The organism is Arenibacter latericius DSM 15913 (assembly GCF_000424985.1).
Classification (GTDB): Bacteria; Bacteroidota; Bacteroidia; order Flavobacteriales; family Flavobacteriaceae; genus Arenibacter; species Arenibacter latericius.
The window spans coordinates 1-15209 of record NZ_AUKX01000054.1; the positions used below are offsets into that span (position 1 = coordinate 1).

Here is a 15209-nt window from a genome sequence, read left to right on the forward strand (position 1 = left end):
TAGGCGTCTATCTTGTCCTTCTTGTGCAGCCCCGCCATCCAAGTGCCCGTATATTCGGTAAAGCTTCTCTTGCAGGACTTGCATTTATAGCGCTGTGCACCCTTGTCCTTTCCGAAACGGACATATTTGGTATGGCCACAGTGCGGGCACTCGCCCATCATATTGTCGAGAAGATGTCGGCGGGAGGCCTGTGCCCTTGGACTTCCCGTAGTCACATCGTGCTTTTCGATATCCTTGAGCAATCTCCGCCTGTCCACCAGAGGAAGCGAAAGGATCTTTTGTTTTAATTCTTCTAGTTCCATACCTAAAGATACAAATAATAGCTATTATAAACTAGAGCCCGTAGTTTACTTAATAAACTAATCTCTCAAAGGTTTGCTTCCTTATCGTTTAATGACCCTGCTTATAAAAAAGCTGGTATTACTGTAGGAAATTTTTTACCGGTAAAAGCAGCTTTTTTGGGTACTGTCACTTTAAAACCTGAGTTTGTATTGGAAGGCATAGACCAATTTAACCAACATTACAAACAGATAATGGACTATGGTTTCACCAAATCTGAAATAGAAAAGGTTAAAACAAAAATGTTACAGTCCTTCAAGACTAGAGTAATAAGGGAAAGTGCTCCTTCTGCTTCAGGGATGATGAATCAAATAAACCAAGACTTTTATTACGGTAATAAAATCATTCCTTTAAAATCCGAATTGAATCTATTGGAAGATAATTTTACTAAGATAGATTCATTGGTTTTACTAAAGGAGCTTAAGAATACAAATCAGCAGGGTAGCTTTAAGTATCTACTTAGTGCTAATAGTAAATTGGTTGAAAATTTACCCAAAGACTCACTTCTTTTATCTCATATCCGTAATAGGGACAGTATTACAGTTTTACCATATAAAAATAATATGATTGTCCCCAATGAACTTCTTGGTTACATTCCTACCCCAGGTAAGATAGAGGATATGAAATTGATACCTGAAATAGGGGCAAAAAAAATTTATTTGGATAATGGTGCTAAAGTTATTTATAAGAAAACTGAAAATGCCGAAGATAAAATTATCATATCTGGATTTAAGCAGGGTGGGTATTACGCATTAGATTCCACCGACTATGTAAAATCTATGTATGTATCACCTATTGTTTCCATTAGCGGTTATGGGGATTTTTCTAGGGAAGCATTGAGTGATTATTTAACGGGGAATAGCGCAAAAGTACAGCTGTTGCTAGATAGAACGAGAGCAGGATTTTCTGGAAGTGCAAATAACATGGATGTAAATTCGCTGTTTAAACTATTTTATTTAAAATCTGTTCATCCTAGGGTAGATACCACTCTTTTTAATCAAGTTAAAGAACGGATGTTAAAATCTTTAGATAATAAGGAAGTTACGGCTAAGGATAAATTTTATGAAGAATTGAAATTTTTGATTAGGGGAGAAGATTATACCACAAGACAGCAGACTGTAAAGCAGATACAAGAAGATTTGGCAATAGAATCCGTCAAACCAATTTATGATCGATTTTTTGGGGTTGCTGATGATTATATAATTACCGTATTAACGGATCAGGAGTTGCCTGCAATTTTACCCTTAATAACAACCTATATCGGAGGATTGCCAAAGGGTAATGTAAGTAACGATTACGAGTATAACCCTAGACCTGTTCTAAAAAAGCCGACTTCCTTAATAAAAAACACTGGAGTATCTCCCAAATCTATAGTTTCCTTAGTGTATCAACAAAATAAGGTTGAAAGGGATATTCCGAAACTTCAGATAGAGAATAATCTCCTGGAATCCATCTTAAAAATAAAATATACAGAAAGGCTACGCGAAGATCTTGGAGTAGTGTATGGTGTTGGAGTTTCGATAAGTAGTACAAAACATCCTGTTCCTTTAAGTAGGCAAACTATCAGCTTAGTATGTGACCCAAAAGATGTGAACCTTATCAAGTCTGAAATTAGAAAAATAATTGAAGGAATCGTTAACGGTGATATCAATATTGAACAAGATTTGATGAAAGTGAAAAATAATTTGATAAAAAATCATAGGTTAAAAAAACAAAGTAATTCCTATTGGACCAGGGCGATTAGAGATTATTATTATAATGGATATCGTAATTGGAATTTCACTTATAACTACGAGAAGATGGTACAAGACGTAACCATTAGGCGATTAAAAAAGAAAGCTAAAACTTACTTTATTAAAACACCAGAAATAAAAGCAATTTTACATCCTAAACCATAACAAACATTTATTAACTATTTACATTTAATTTTTTATTATTATGAAAACTACTTTGAAAAATTTGTCTCTAATAGCATTGTGCTTTGTTGTTTTTATTAGTTGCAGCTCGGATGATGTAACTGTAGAGCCAGAACCAGAAATACCTGCTGAGGTTGGTATAACCAACTTCGGATTTTACAAGGAAGATAATCCTGAGGTATTGTTCAATGATTATGAAACTGTGGTAAGTTCTGAAACAATAATTATAAACCTACCTAAAGAAACCGATTTAACTAATTTGGTTGCGCGTTTTACCACAACGGAAAACGATATAGTTAAAGTAGGTGGCGAAACGCAAACAAGTGGAACTACAGCAAATGATTATACCGGATCTGTAGAGTTTTTGGTATCAGAAGAATCTACCAATAAAATATACACTGTTACAGTAGGGAAAATGGCTAGTTCCGTATGGAGTAAAATTGGTGTCTACGCGGAGGATATCATGAGAGTTATCTCTTTGGCAATAGATCCAAAAACCTCAGAGCCTTACGTCGCTTATATTGGTGATAGGGATGAGACCGCTGATAGAAAGCTTAATTTAATTGGATACAAAAGTGAGGATTGGACAAGAATCGGAGCTAAGGATTTCTCTTCTAGAGCAAATGATGTAGAATTGAATTTCGATAATGATGGTGTGCCATATATAAGCTTTCAAGATTATGAGAATGACAGGCAGGCTGGTATAATGTCTTTTGTAGGTAATTCATGGGATTATGTTGGTGCTGATGCATATACTGGTGGTAGAGCAGATGGTAATACGCTGGCTATTGGTGAAGATAATACTCTTTATGGTTTCTACATAAACGGTGTTCGTGGTGATGATAGGAGAAGTGTATTTCTAAAAACTTCTTCAGACGGAAGTTGGGCAGACTTGCCTATCGCAGGTAGAACTGGCGCTGCAAGGATTATTACATCAAAATCTTTAAATAACGAAATTTATTTAGCGGTTTTAGATTTTGGAGATAACCAGTATGTATCTGTTTATAAATATGCAAATGGATCTTGGGAAGTTTTAGCAGATAAGATGAGGGATGATGTAGAAAATACTATTTATTATTATAATCTAGCCATGGATGTAGATCAGAAAGGTAATGTTTATTTAGCATATGCTGAAAATTCTGGGGCAGGTACTGATTTTCAGTTAAAAGTTAAGAAATACACTAAGGAGGATAGCTCTTGGAGTACATTAGGCGACATCATTGTAACAACCGAATTGCGTGATTTTGATATCGCAGTGGATAACTATGGCTCTGCAATGGTGTTTTATAAAAACGAAACAAAAACACCTGTTTTCACAGCTTTTGATAATGATGTTAACAACTGGGGAACACCAATAACTTTTGAGAGTGTAGAAGCAGACGACTTAAATATTGTAGTAGCTCCTAATGGAGTATCTTATGCAGCATATTTAGTTGGTGATCAATTACACCTACATAAATTTGCTTCTCCAGATAATCAATAGTAAATCTTTGTAATTATGAATAAAAGCGGAGTTTAACTCCGCTTTTATAGTTTTAGGTATGTTATGGTAGTACAATTTAGAGTTCTTATAATCCTTGCCCTTGGGTCTTTACTTTTAATCGAGGGTGTTTTAGCTCAATATGAGTCCAAAGTAGTAATGGGAAAAGTATTTTTGGACAGAAATAGAAATAATCAATTAGATGCCTTTGAAAGAGGTTTGAAAAAGATATGGGTTTCTAATGGGGATACCATAGTGCAAACTAATAAAAAAGGTGAGTATTTAATTAGAGTTAAAAAGGGTCAAATCTTATTTCCTATAATCCCTTCTAAATATACTTATGCTGATGGAAAAAACTGGTGGCATATAGTAGCAGATAGTGTTTCAAATAATTTTTCTTATGATTTTGGACTTACAAAGCAAAAGACCAAAAAGGAATTTAAATTTTTGGCTATAGGGGATATTCAAGTCGGAGATACTACAGAACTATTACAGGCTAGTAACTCTATTTTAAAGGAACTGACCAATAGGAATGATTACGATTTTAGTATTTATCTAGGTGATTTGGTAAATGATGAGCCTATTCTTTTTAAGCCTTTAAATAGAATGATCCAAGAAATTGACAGGCCGGCTTGGCTTGTATATGGGAATCATGATAGAGATTTTAATGCTACAAAGGTAGAGCAGTCTAACTTATTTAATATGCACTTTGGCCCAGATACATATGCCTTTTTTAGAAATGAAGTATTGTTTATTACTCTGAATAGTATTAAACCGATTGGGAAATATGGTTATGAAGGAGTATATACAAAGGATCAATTACGCTTTTTAAGGTCCATGGTTCTAAAAGTTTCTAAAGACTATCCTATTGTAATTAGTCAACATATCCCTTTTGTCGGTATGAAGAATAAAGACGAAGTATTACAAATATTAAATGATTATAGCAAGGTTTTATTTTTATCAGGACACACCCATACAGTTTTTCAAAACTATATAAACACACCGGCCGGGAACACTATTCATGAGCTTACTGTAGGGGCGGTGTCTGGGAATTGGTGGACAGGACAGAAAAGTTGGGAAGGAATTCCTTTGTCATTAATGCAATGTGGTACGCCTAGAGGTTATTTTGAAATTGATTTTAAAAAAAGAAGTTATAAGCTTAAATATAAAGGAGTTGATCTTCCCGAAGAAAAGCAGTTGAGTATTTGGTCTGGAGAATACAATGGGGAGCCTACTTCTTTCTTGTCAAAATCTAATGAGTTTTATGTGAATTTTTTTTCTGGCTCTAATCGTACTTCAGTAGCCATGAAATTTCAGGAATACCCACTACAGTACTTAGATAAGGTGCATAAGATGGATCCGTTTGTGGCTTTTATAAGGCGTTCCCAATCAGAGCAGAAAAGCCCTGATGGTCACAGTAGAAGGACACCGTATTTAAGAAAACCCTCTAGACACTTATGGAAAGGTAAGCTGCCCGAAAACCTTGAACCTGGAATTTATAAAGTCGATATCTTGGTGCAAGATCCCAAAATAAAGGATTTTCAGCAGAGCATTTGGCTGTGGAAATGACCCTGTGTTTAGGTATATTACAAGGTTGTAAGGCTTTATTCTGCGCGATATTGAACAGACTGAAGATTATGGGCGCTAATCGATTCTTAATTTATATTTAATTCACACACATTTTTGAAGCTCACACTTTCTCGTGATCTGAGTAAATATAGATAACAGGGTTTAAATTAGATCTTATTCTTTTTTCATCTATCGATAAGAACTGTTTTGGATTGATTCCTCAATCCTTGCTGGCTAGGAACACTTTGCTGTTACATTAGTAGATTAAAATCTGGACTCAACATATTCCAACATTTCATGTAGGTTTAGATTACGGATTTTAGCTTCCTCCCGTATGTACATATGGTAGGAGTTGTTGATAGGAACATAGACGGGAATATCACTCTTACCTATTTCTATTTGACAAATGAATTTTTCGTCTATTTTAAAAAAATGATAACAGGTTAAAGTACAGAATTGAGGGCCAAGTTTGTCAGAGATAAGTTGGCTGATGTGTTGAGAAAATCTTTTCCTATCCTTTTTTTTAAAAGGCACCCCATCATTTTCCAACCCTAAAACGGTATTGTCTTTATTAACGCCTAATAGCAGATTTCCTCCCCCTGAATTCATAAAACTAGCAACAGATTTAAGAAATTCCTTTTCTGTTGCTGTCTTAGGTTGTTTCAAATTCCAAGGTGTAGCTGAAAGGAATGCTAAATGTTGATTTTCTGCTGAATTTAAAAGGATCTTAAGGTTTTTTAAACGTGCCTTTTTCGACAATGAATGTTCCTTTTTAAAAAAAGAAATATAATTTATAAGCATTTTAATATGATTAGTAACTATCGAATTTTCGACTTACAATTTGACCAAGGATCTTATAAAAGGTTTAAATACAATATATTTCAAACATAATGTCACAGTATTTATTTATGACATTTATTATAGTTTTTATTTCATGTAAAATTAATATTTCTCAATCAAAAAATATTAAGTTGTGAATTTAATTGTCCTCTTCCCATTAAATTGTCTGGCAATTACAAACGTCTATACTGCCAAATCAATTTATAGTTACATTTGCAGAAAAAAGCAGGTTTTTTTAAAGACTTGTATTAGGTGTTAATTATAGTATAAAGAATGAATAGAATAGCGCATATTGAAAGGGAGATTTTGGATTTAAGAAATCAATTGAAAAATCATGAATTGTATAGCAATATAAACAGTCTTGACGATATAAAAATCTTTATGGAAAATCACGTATTTGCCGTTTGGGATTTTATGTCTCTATTAAAAAGTCTTCAAATGAGCTTAACTAGTGTTGAAATTCCTTGGACACCTCCTAAAAATCCATCTCTATCCAGGTTTATAAATGAAATCGTTCACGGGGAAGAAAGTGACATTAATGAATTGGGAGAACCCAAAAGTCATTTTGAAATGTATTTGGATGCCATGTTGCAGATAAATGGAAATACCAATGAAATCAATAAATTTATAAAGCTCTTAGAGTCAGGAACCACTATTGATTTTGCACTTAATGAGATTCAGGTAGACGAACGCGTGGTGGATTTCGTAAAATTTTCATTTTCAATTATTGAGACGAAAAGTCCACATTTGGTGGCATCAGCATTTACTTTTGGAAGAGAGGACGTAATTCCGGATATGTTCATGGAAATACTCAAAAGTTCTGATGCTGAAAACAAACTTTATTCTAAACTAACCTATTACCTTGAGCGTCATATAGAATTGGATGGTGACGAACATGGTCCATTATCCCTTAAGATGATTGCCGAACTATGTGAAGATGATGATCAGAAGTGGGAAGAAGCTTTAGCGATTGCTAAACAATCCTTGGAGAAACGTATTGGTCTTTGGGATGCTATTACCGATTTAATTCAACAAAAAAGATCGGCCTAAATTCTATAAGCCTAATTTAACGAATAAATAGGATCGCAATAAAATGTATTAATGGAAATATGTACTTTAAAAAGAGGCCATCGATTATGGAAGGCCTCTTTTTATTTTACAATAGCATAAAATAATTTGGCTTGCCCATATATGAACCTATAAGCAAGAAGTTGATTGAAGTGCTTTCGTTAATAATAGTGCCAATAAATTTAAAAAGAATTTTTTAAGTAAAAGAAAGGACAAAATTAAACTAGATATAACTCCTTGTAACTCTCTATATATCTACTTATTTTATGAAATTGAGTTTTGGATCCCTTAAACTTTACTGTGAGCTTAAAATTTTCTAAACCATAATCATCTAAAAAAGCACCAACCGAAGCGTTCAGGAAAGAGGAGGATAATGACAAATTAGAGTCTACTTCTAAAAGAACAATGGTTTTATCTAAATAAGCCTTTTTCAATTTATTAAACAGAACAATCCCTTCCTCAACAGAACTTGAGTTATTCACTAAGTCTTTTAAAATCAAGTTTTTCATGTGAATTTATTATTGTTAAGGTTCAATCACTATGCAAATCTAAAGTTTAATGTAATGAATATTTAATTAAAAATCAAATATTTCGTCAGATTCATCCTTTTCTTCAAATGTGTTTAAGTCAACATCCACCTTAATCAAGGTTCCTTTAAACTGAATATTTAAATTTCCAGCATTATACATCATGCCAGCTTTTTTTATCACAGAGCCATCGTTAGAGGTAATTTGAAGTCTACCATTCGAGTTCTCCGTTAACTCCAATAAATTGTTTAATCCAAAACCTCTATTTCTTGGTGTTGATCTTATGGAAAAGCCTCTTTCTAACGATTTTAATATAGCTTTCCAATCTTCGTATTGTACTCCGTCCGCATTAGCAGCTTCATTTATAGACGTGGGAATGCCAATGCCAAAATCACAAGCTGAAAAAGATATTTTGTTGTTTTTGGGATAGTACTGAGTTATTATATAGCCGGTAACGGGGGATTGGGAATGGTCAAATATATTGTTAAACACTTCATCCATATTTGAAGATAACGGCACCAAATCTTTGTTGTTAGTGAAGCGTTCAAAATATTTTCTTGCATACGTTGAATATGAGTATATCATCTTTTGTGATATCTTCCACAGGCACAGAGTTGTGCGATTATGTGATAAGGTGAATCTCTCTCTCTATCAAAACCATTTTTCCAATATTCTTTAAATTTAATATTATAGAGATGATTATTAAAACCTTCAGTGCCACCTATAAAAGAAATTTCACTCCCACTAATAAAATAACTTTCGATAATGCAGGCTAAGATCACAAACTCGTCTGTTTCCATAAAACGAACATCATTGAAATCAACAATTAATAAATCAATATCCTGCCTATAATTCCGACTATCCTTTGCAAAACGAAACCAATCCAGTTTTTTTTGACTAGACGGGACCGCTATTACTTGCTCTACCATTTCAACTTTTTTCTTTAAATATAATCAATAAAATATACCATTGGTTTGGAATCTTATACTGACAAATTGTATCGGATATCACCTAAACCAAACAATAACTTCACATTAGTTTAATATTTAATCTTTCTATTGATAGTAGCTTGCATCCCGAAATCGGACAAGATATCTATAGGCCTAAAAAGAATCAATACGATTAATTATGTAACAATTTTCTATCATACGAGAGAAATGCTTTAATCATGTTTAAGATGAAATAGAAACAATACCCAGATTGATATACTTCCAATATGTATAAATAAAAAGAGGTTTCCTAAAGCTAAATTTCATCAAAAAAAAATTAAAAATATTCCACTTGAGATTATGTGTAATAATTAAAATATCAGATAGGTTGTGAAACTAAAATTAAACATACAGTGTTTTAAAGTACATAATAAGGCTAAGGAAATTTCCTTCCTGAATGGAAGTAATGTGATACTATATAGACTACTATAAATTGACTAATAAAACAAAATGAAAAAAATTATACTTAACGGGAGGCATATACCTATTCCCTTCAAAATGATCATAAATAATAGATTAACTACGCTATTATTTTTTATTACCCTATTTAAAATCCAAGCTAATTCTCATTTGTTAAATGTATACATTCCAATAAAAGATGAGGTTATCAGTAATAGGTCTATAGTATTTACTGAACTGAATAATGATATACTAATAGCGGAGGATAGTGTTTCAACTAGTAAGCAAGTTCAGGAAATTATTGTTAACGGAACCATTCAAGACGAAAGTGGTTTGCCATTGCCAGGTGCAAGTGTAGTGGAAAAAGGAACAACCAATGGAACTCAATCTGATTTTGACGGTAACTTTACTCTTAAAATTAATAATGAGAATGCAGTTTTAGTAGTTTCATATATCGGGTTTGCTACTAAGGAGGTCCAAACTAGTGGACAGGTAAGCATCCAGGTAACCCTAGAAGAAAGTGCAGCAGGTTTAGATGAGGTGGTTGTAGTAGGGTATGGTACAACTAGCCGAGAAATGTTGTCTACCGCGGTTAGTACTGTAGAAACTGCGAATATTGCAGAACGACCCATAGCTGATGTTTCATCTAGTTTGCAAGGGTTAAGTCCTGGCCTAAATGTAACTCAATCATCAGGAAAAGTTGGAGATGAACCTAGGATTAATATTAGAGGGTTTACCTCTATTAACGGAGGGCAGCCTCTAGTATTGATCGATGGGATTGAAGGAAGTTTAAGCAATCTTAATCCACATGATATTGAATCTATAAGTGTACTAAAAGACGCTGGATCAGCTGCAATATATGGAGCTAGAGGCTCTTTTGGAGTAGTTTTGGTATCTACAAAAAAAGCTAAACAGGATAATATTCAAGTCAATATTGGGATGACCACCGCAATCAGTTCACCGACTAATAATACAGACTTTTTAACGGACCCATATAAGGCAGTTTCTATCGTAGATGAAGCTTTTAGAAACAACAGTGGGGCTTCATATACCGGATATACTCAAGCTGATATGGACGAACTTTTTAAGGTTTCTCAAGATCCTTCATTGGCACGGGTTATTGTAGATCAAAGGAATGGACGCGATCAGTATGTACATTATGGACATACGGACTGGTGGGATTATTTTTTTAGAAAAACGTATCCTTCTCAAATATACAACGTTTCAATTTCCGGAGGTTCAGAGAAAATAAAAGCAAATTTTTCCTATAGAAATTATAGTTCTACGGGGATTTTAAAAGTTCAAGATGATACCTATGATAAATATAATCTTAGAGGGAAGATAGATATTGAAGCTAACGATTGGATGACCTTTTCCAATAACATGCAGTATAACAGTTCTGAGGACTTAGAGCATGGCGGAAGTCAATATGGAAGCTATGGAAGACCTTGGGGTAGCTTAATCTGGGTACATGCATTACCTTCATATGTTCCTGTAAATCCAAATGGAGGAGCTCTTTGGCGTACAGAATTAAATAATTACACAATAGGGGACGGTGTATATGCAGGGTTATTGCAAGGAACTTCAAAACAAGTGACCAATACAGATGAATTCTCTAACATTGCGTCGCTTGAGATTAGGCCATTTCCAGCTGCTACGATTAATATGAATTATGCCATCCGTAGAAATAGCTTTGGTCGATATCAACGCTCTACTCGAATTCCCTATTCTATTTATCCTGATGAAATTAGTCTTCTGGGGAATGACTATTTAAATGAATATAGAACTAAAAGTAGTTATGATGCACTTAATATTTATGGAGAGTATAGGGCGACATTTGATGATCATCGCTTAAAAGTAACTGCCGGTTTTAATCAGGAGACTTTTATAACCAAAAGTGTAAATGCTAGTAAACAAAACCTAATTTCCAATGATTTGAATTCATTAGGTTTAGCTACAGATAATCCAGAAGCTAGTGGTAGTGCTTCTGAATGGGCATTACAAGGCTTATTCTATCGTCTTTCTTACGATTATAAGAATAAATATCTATTGGAATTTAATGGAAGATATGATGCTACATCAAGATTTCCATCAGATTATCGTTGGGGCTTTTTCCCATCAGTTTCCACTGGATGGTTAATTAATAGAGAAGAGTTTTTCGATGGATCCGATAATCTTAATCTTCTAAAAGTTCGTGCATCCTACGGTTCACTGGGCAACCAAAATATTGATGATTACGCCTACTATCCTACTTTGCCTAATGGAACTTACAACTATCCATTAAATGGAACTCGTCTAAATTATATTGAATCACCAGGCTTGAATCCTACCGATATTACTTGGGAAAAGGTGAGCACTTTGAACTTTGGTGCAGACGTTGCTATGTTCGATAACCGATTAACTCTTAATATAGATTGGTTTCAAAGGGATACACAGGGGATGTTAGCAGAAGGAGCAAGTTTACCTAGTGTTCTTGGAACAAAATCCCCATTGGAGAACGCTGCTGACTTAAGGGCGCGTGGATTTGAATTTTCTTTGGGTTACCATGATTCTTTTGATTTAGGTAAGGATCCTTTCGATTTTTCAGTTACAGCCAATTTATCTAATTCTGTAACAAAAATAACAAAATTTGAAAATCCTAATAAAAGTCTTATTGACTTTTATGAAGGTATGACCATTGGTGAACTTTGGGGCTATCGTATTGCTGGATTATTTCAGTCCGAACAAGAAATACTTGCACATGCAGATCAGAGCTTTGTTTCAAATCGTATTTCATCTGGTGGGGGACTTCAACCTGGAGATGTAAAATACATAGATTTAAACGGAGATGGATTTATTGGCGAAGGTGAAAATACAGTAGATAATCCTGGAGACAGAGAAATAATTGGGAATTCTGCCCCTCAATATTTATACAGTTTTGTGCTAAATGCCAAATGGAAAGGATTTGATATTTCAGGATTTTTACAAGGTGTGGGTAAACAGGATTGGTATCCGCACAATGATTCCCGCATATTCTGGGCTCAGTATAATAGACCATATAACTCATATATCAGAAAGGATTTAGTAGATAATATGTGGTCACCTGAAAATCCGGATGCCTATTTCCCTAGAAACTATGGATACATCGCTCTCGGAGGTTCAATGGAAAAAGTAAATGACAGGTACCTACAATCGGTGGCTTATCTTAGAGTGAAGAACCTAACCCTGGGTTATACAGTACCGAATGGTTTAATTTCAAATTCTCCCTCTACAGTACTCAGGTTTTATCTAAGCGGGGAGAATCTTTTTACCTTTTCAAAGTTGACGGATTATATTGATCCAGAAGCGGCTAGTTCTTCAGTAAACCTAAATAGTCCATCAACATCTGCAAATAGGAGCACCGCTCAAGTAAATCCTTTTTCTAAAACTTATTCCCTGGGTTTAACCTTACAATTTTAAAAATTTAAACTATGAAATTTAAAAATATTGTTTTCATTATGATTCTTGCACTGGGATTAAACTCGTGTAGTGATAATTATTTGGATAAAGAACCTTTATCTGAGATAACGGCAGATGGCTTTTTTAATACTGAAGCTGATTTAAAATTATATACAAATGGGTTTTATAGGATGTTTCCTGGTATCTCTATTTATGACGGAGAATCGATTACGGATAACATTATCCAAAATCAATTAAGTGAGGAGATGAGAAGTGCCCGTTTTGTTCCTACCTCAGGTGGTGGCTGGGACTGGGCATATTTAAGAGATATCAACTTTTTTCTTCAGGAGTATGAAAAATCTGAAGATGACAATGCTAAATCACATTACGGAGGTGTGGCTCGATTTTTTAGAGCTTATTTTTATTTCCAAAAGCTACAACGTTTTGGAGAAATTCCTTGGTACAATAAGCCGGTTGATCCAACGAACAATGACGAATTGACCAAGCCTAGAGATTCGAGACAATTTATAGTTGATAAAATTTTAGAAGATCTGGATTGGGCGATTGCTAATATGAGAGAGGAGCAAAATGTATATGAGATTACAAAATTTACTGCACTTGCTTTAAAGTCTAGAGTAGGTCTATATGAGGGTACATTTCAAAAGTACAGAGGTATTGATGGATATGAAAAGTATTTAAATGCTTCTATAGAGGCTTCTCAAGAATTGATTGATAATTCGCCCTATAAGATCTACAGCACTGGTAATCCTAATGATGATTACAGAAATCTTTTTAATTCGCATGATGCCATAGCTGATGAAATTATTCTTGCTAGGGCATATTCAGAGACGTTAAACATTGGTCATAATGTAAATTATTATACCACAACAAGTTCGTACGGAAGGCCTGGAATGCCAAAAGATTTAGTAAATAGTTATTTAAATAAGGATGGTTCTCGATTCACAGATCAAGTTAATTTTGATCAGATATCTTTTATTGATGAGGTTGCCGATCGAGATTTGCGACTGTCTCAAACCATTAGAACTCCAGGGTATACTCGTAAAGGGGAAGTAAAACAACTTGCGCCAAATTTAGGGGCTACTGTAACAGGTTATCAAATTACCAAATATGTAACTGAACCTGTCTACGATACCAATGGACAATCGATAACCGATTTGCCTTTGTTTCGATTCGGGGAGGTATTATTAAACTACGCTGAATCAAAAGCTGAACTTGGCAACCTGACCCAAGAAGATGTTGAAAAATCGATAAACCTTTTAAGAGCGCGGGTAGACATGCCTGGCGTTATACTAAACGATGTTAATAGTAATCCCGATAATTATATAGCTAATCAATATCCATCCGTGGATGGTTCTAATAAGGGTATCATTTTGGAAATCAGGAGAGAGAGACGCATCGAATTATATATGGAAAACTTTAGATGGAACGATATTGTACGTTGGAAATCAGGTGAAACTTTAACTCAACCGATTCGTGGTTTATACTTTCCTGGACCTGGTGAATATGACCTTACAGGTGATAATGAAGTTAATGTTGTTTTATATGAAGGACAGCGTCCAGATAATGTTGTTACTGGCATTCAATATTATAAACTGGGATCAGATACTTATTTGGACAACCAAGGCCGAATAATACCACATCCTGATTATGAAACGAGAAGCTTTGATGAAAACAAGGATTATCTTTATCCTATTCCTAGGGTAGAACTGCAATTAAATCCAAATTTAACTCAAAACCCTGGATGGGAATAAACTTAGATTATTATGAATAGATTATTTTCAAAATTCTTTTTGTTACTTATTTTAAGTGTAGTGCCGCTTCAGCAAATAAGTGCACAGAAGGAAATTGCAGTAAAAATTATGACAACAAACATCCGCATGGCTAGCCCAAATGATGGAATAAACATCTGGGACAATCGAAAAGATTGGCTTAGTGATAATATAAATTTTATGGACGTGGATGTTTTGGGAGGTCAAGAAGTTACCTATGTACAGCTCCAAGATATGATAGAAAGGCTACCTATGTATGATTATGTTGGCGTAGGTAGAAATGGGGGAGATGAAGGAGAGTTTTGTCCAATATTCTATAAGAAGGATAAATATATCCTTTTGGATAAGAATACATTTTGGCTTTCTGAAACCCCTAACAAGGTGAATTCTAAAGGTTGGGACGCTGTATTACCAAGAATTGTTACCTGGGTAAAGTTGGAAGATAAATCTTCAAAGAAAGTATTCTTTGTTTTCAATACTCATTTTGATCATCGAGGAGAGAATGCTCGAATAAAAAGCGCCGAGCTTCTTTCACAAAAGTCAAAAGAGATCGCCGGAAAAAGTCCATTTTTTGTGACAGGTGATTTTAATTTTTCTCCTTCACATTTAGCCTACACCAAATTGGTAAGTAGTTTTAATTCTGATGTGGGAATGAAAGATACCTATACTAATGCATTGCAGGTATACGGCCCCGATTATACTTTTAATGGTTTTGAGTTAGAGCCAGATAAAACTAGAGACCGTATTGATTATATTCTATTTCATGGAGATATGGAAATCTTAAAACACCATATAGTAGATGGGCAGCGTGGCAAGTTATATATATCTGATCATTTTCCTATAATAATTGATGCCATAATAAAATAATGCAAATT

At 34.3% G+C, this 15209-nt stretch carries 12 protein-coding genes; 7 read left to right on the forward strand and 5 right to left on the reverse strand.

Going from position 1 to position 15209, the window contains the following annotated elements; translation table 11 throughout:
- Positions 1–302 (reverse strand): IS1/IS1595 family N-terminal zinc-binding domain-containing protein (locus tag H344_RS20375; protein ID WP_034256709.1); only part of this gene is annotated, 302 nt, incomplete at its 3' end.
- 156 nt (positions 303–458) lie between these two features.
- On the opposite strand from H344_RS20375, the gene H344_RS0114285 reads away from it, so the two are divergent.
- From H344_RS0114285 to H344_RS0114295, 3 genes are all read left to right on the forward strand, one after another.
- Entirely contained in the window at positions 459–2237 is a 1779-nt protein-coding gene (locus H344_RS0114285; protein ID WP_157378295.1) for a M16 family metallopeptidase, read from the forward strand.
- Between the two features lie 40 nt (positions 2238–2277).
- A complete protein-coding gene (locus tag H344_RS0114290) occupies positions 2278–3738 on the forward strand; it encodes a hypothetical protein (RefSeq protein WP_026810936.1) in 1461 nt (486 codons plus the stop codon).
- Positions 3739–3894: 156 nt separating this feature from the next.
- The gene (locus H344_RS0114295; protein ID WP_051254337.1) at positions 3895–5304 is read left to right on the forward strand and encodes a calcineurin-like phosphoesterase C-terminal domain-containing protein; all 1410 of its coding nucleotides are present in this window, start codon (positions 3895–3897) and stop codon (positions 5302–5304) included.
- A gap of 264 nt (positions 5305–5568) precedes the next feature.
- On the opposite strand, the gene H344_RS0114300 is transcribed toward H344_RS0114295, so the two are convergent.
- The gene (locus H344_RS0114300) at positions 5569–6063 is read right to left on the reverse strand and encodes an AlbA family DNA-binding domain-containing protein (RefSeq protein WP_169514972.1); all 495 of its coding nucleotides are present in this window, start codon (positions 6061–6063) and stop codon (positions 5569–5571) included.
- A gap of 354 nt (positions 6064–6417) precedes the next feature.
- Between H344_RS0114300 and H344_RS0114305 the strand changes: the two genes are divergently transcribed.
- Complete coding sequence (locus H344_RS0114305) at positions 6418–7194, forward strand: DUF3050 domain-containing protein (protein WP_026810939.1); 777 nt, start codon at positions 6418–6420, stop codon at positions 7192–7194.
- Positions 7195–7430: 236 nt separating this feature from the next.
- Here H344_RS0114305 and H344_RS0114310 read toward each other — a convergent pair whose 3' ends face one another.
- From H344_RS0114310 to H344_RS0114320, 3 genes are all read right to left on the reverse strand, one after another.
- Complete coding sequence (locus H344_RS0114310) at positions 7431–7721, reverse strand: STAS-like domain-containing protein (protein WP_026810940.1); 291 nt, start codon at positions 7719–7721, stop codon at positions 7431–7433.
- A 66-nt stretch (positions 7722–7787) separates the two neighbouring features.
- Positions 7788–8324, reverse strand: a complete 537-nt coding sequence (locus H344_RS21150) for an ATP-binding protein (RefSeq protein ID WP_157378297.1) — start codon at positions 8322–8324, stop codon at positions 7788–7790.
- The gene (locus H344_RS0114320) at positions 8321–8668 is read right to left on the reverse strand and encodes a hypothetical protein (protein WP_026810942.1); all 348 of its coding nucleotides are present in this window, start codon (positions 8666–8668) and stop codon (positions 8321–8323) included. Before H344_RS0114320 ends, H344_RS21150 begins: the two co-directional genes overlap by 4 nt.
- 510 nt (positions 8669–9178) lie before the next feature.
- Here H344_RS0114320 and H344_RS20385 point away from each other — a divergent pair.
- The 3 genes from H344_RS20385 to H344_RS0114335 are packed head-to-tail and all read left to right on the forward strand — an operon-like array spanning position 9179 to position 15201.
- The gene (locus tag H344_RS20385; RefSeq protein WP_169514973.1) at positions 9179–12565 is read left to right on the forward strand and encodes a SusC/RagA family TonB-linked outer membrane protein; all 3387 of its coding nucleotides are present in this window, start codon (positions 9179–9181) and stop codon (positions 12563–12565) included.
- 11 nt (positions 12566–12576) lie between these two features.
- Positions 12577–14316 (forward strand): RagB/SusD family nutrient uptake outer membrane protein, encoded by a 1740-nt coding sequence (locus H344_RS0114330; RefSeq protein WP_026810943.1) that lies wholly within the window; start codon positions 12577–12579, stop codon positions 14314–14316.
- Positions 14317–14328: 12 nt separating this feature from the next.
- The gene (locus tag H344_RS0114335) at positions 14329–15201 is read left to right on the forward strand and encodes an endonuclease/exonuclease/phosphatase family protein (protein WP_034256712.1); all 873 of its coding nucleotides are present in this window, start codon (positions 14329–14331) and stop codon (positions 15199–15201) included.
- The last annotated feature ends 8 nt before the right edge of the window (positions 15202–15209 follow it).

Coding starts and splice junctions, on each gene's coding strand:
- H344_RS0114290 (WP_026810936.1), top strand. CDS start 2,278: ATGAAAACTACTTTGAAAAATTTGTCTCTAATAGCATTGTGCTTTGTT.
- H344_RS0114335 (WP_034256712.1), top strand. CDS start 14,329: ATGAATAGATTATTTTCAAAATTCTTTTTGTTACTTATTTTAAGTGTA.
- H344_RS0114295 (WP_051254337.1), top strand. CDS start 3,895: ATGGGAAAAGTATTTTTGGACAGAAATAGAAATAATCAATTAGATGCC.
- H344_RS0114305 (WP_026810939.1), top strand. CDS start 6,418: ATGAATAGAATAGCGCATATTGAAAGGGAGATTTTGGATTTAAGAAAT.
- H344_RS20385 (WP_169514973.1), top strand. CDS start 9,179: ATGAAAAAAATTATACTTAACGGGAGGCATATACCTATTCCCTTCAAA.
- H344_RS0114310 (WP_026810940.1), bottom strand. CDS start 7,721: ATGAAAAACTTGATTTTAAAAGACTTAGTGAATAACTCAAGTTCTGTT.
- H344_RS21150 (WP_157378297.1), bottom strand. CDS start 8,324: ATGATATACTCATATTCAACGTATGCAAGAAAATATTTTGAACGCTTC.
- H344_RS0114320 (WP_026810942.1), bottom strand. CDS start 8,668: ATGGTAGAGCAAGTAATAGCGGTCCCGTCTAGTCAAAAAAAACTGGAT.
- H344_RS0114330 (WP_026810943.1), top strand. CDS start 12,577: ATGAAATTTAAAAATATTGTTTTCATTATGATTCTTGCACTGGGATTA.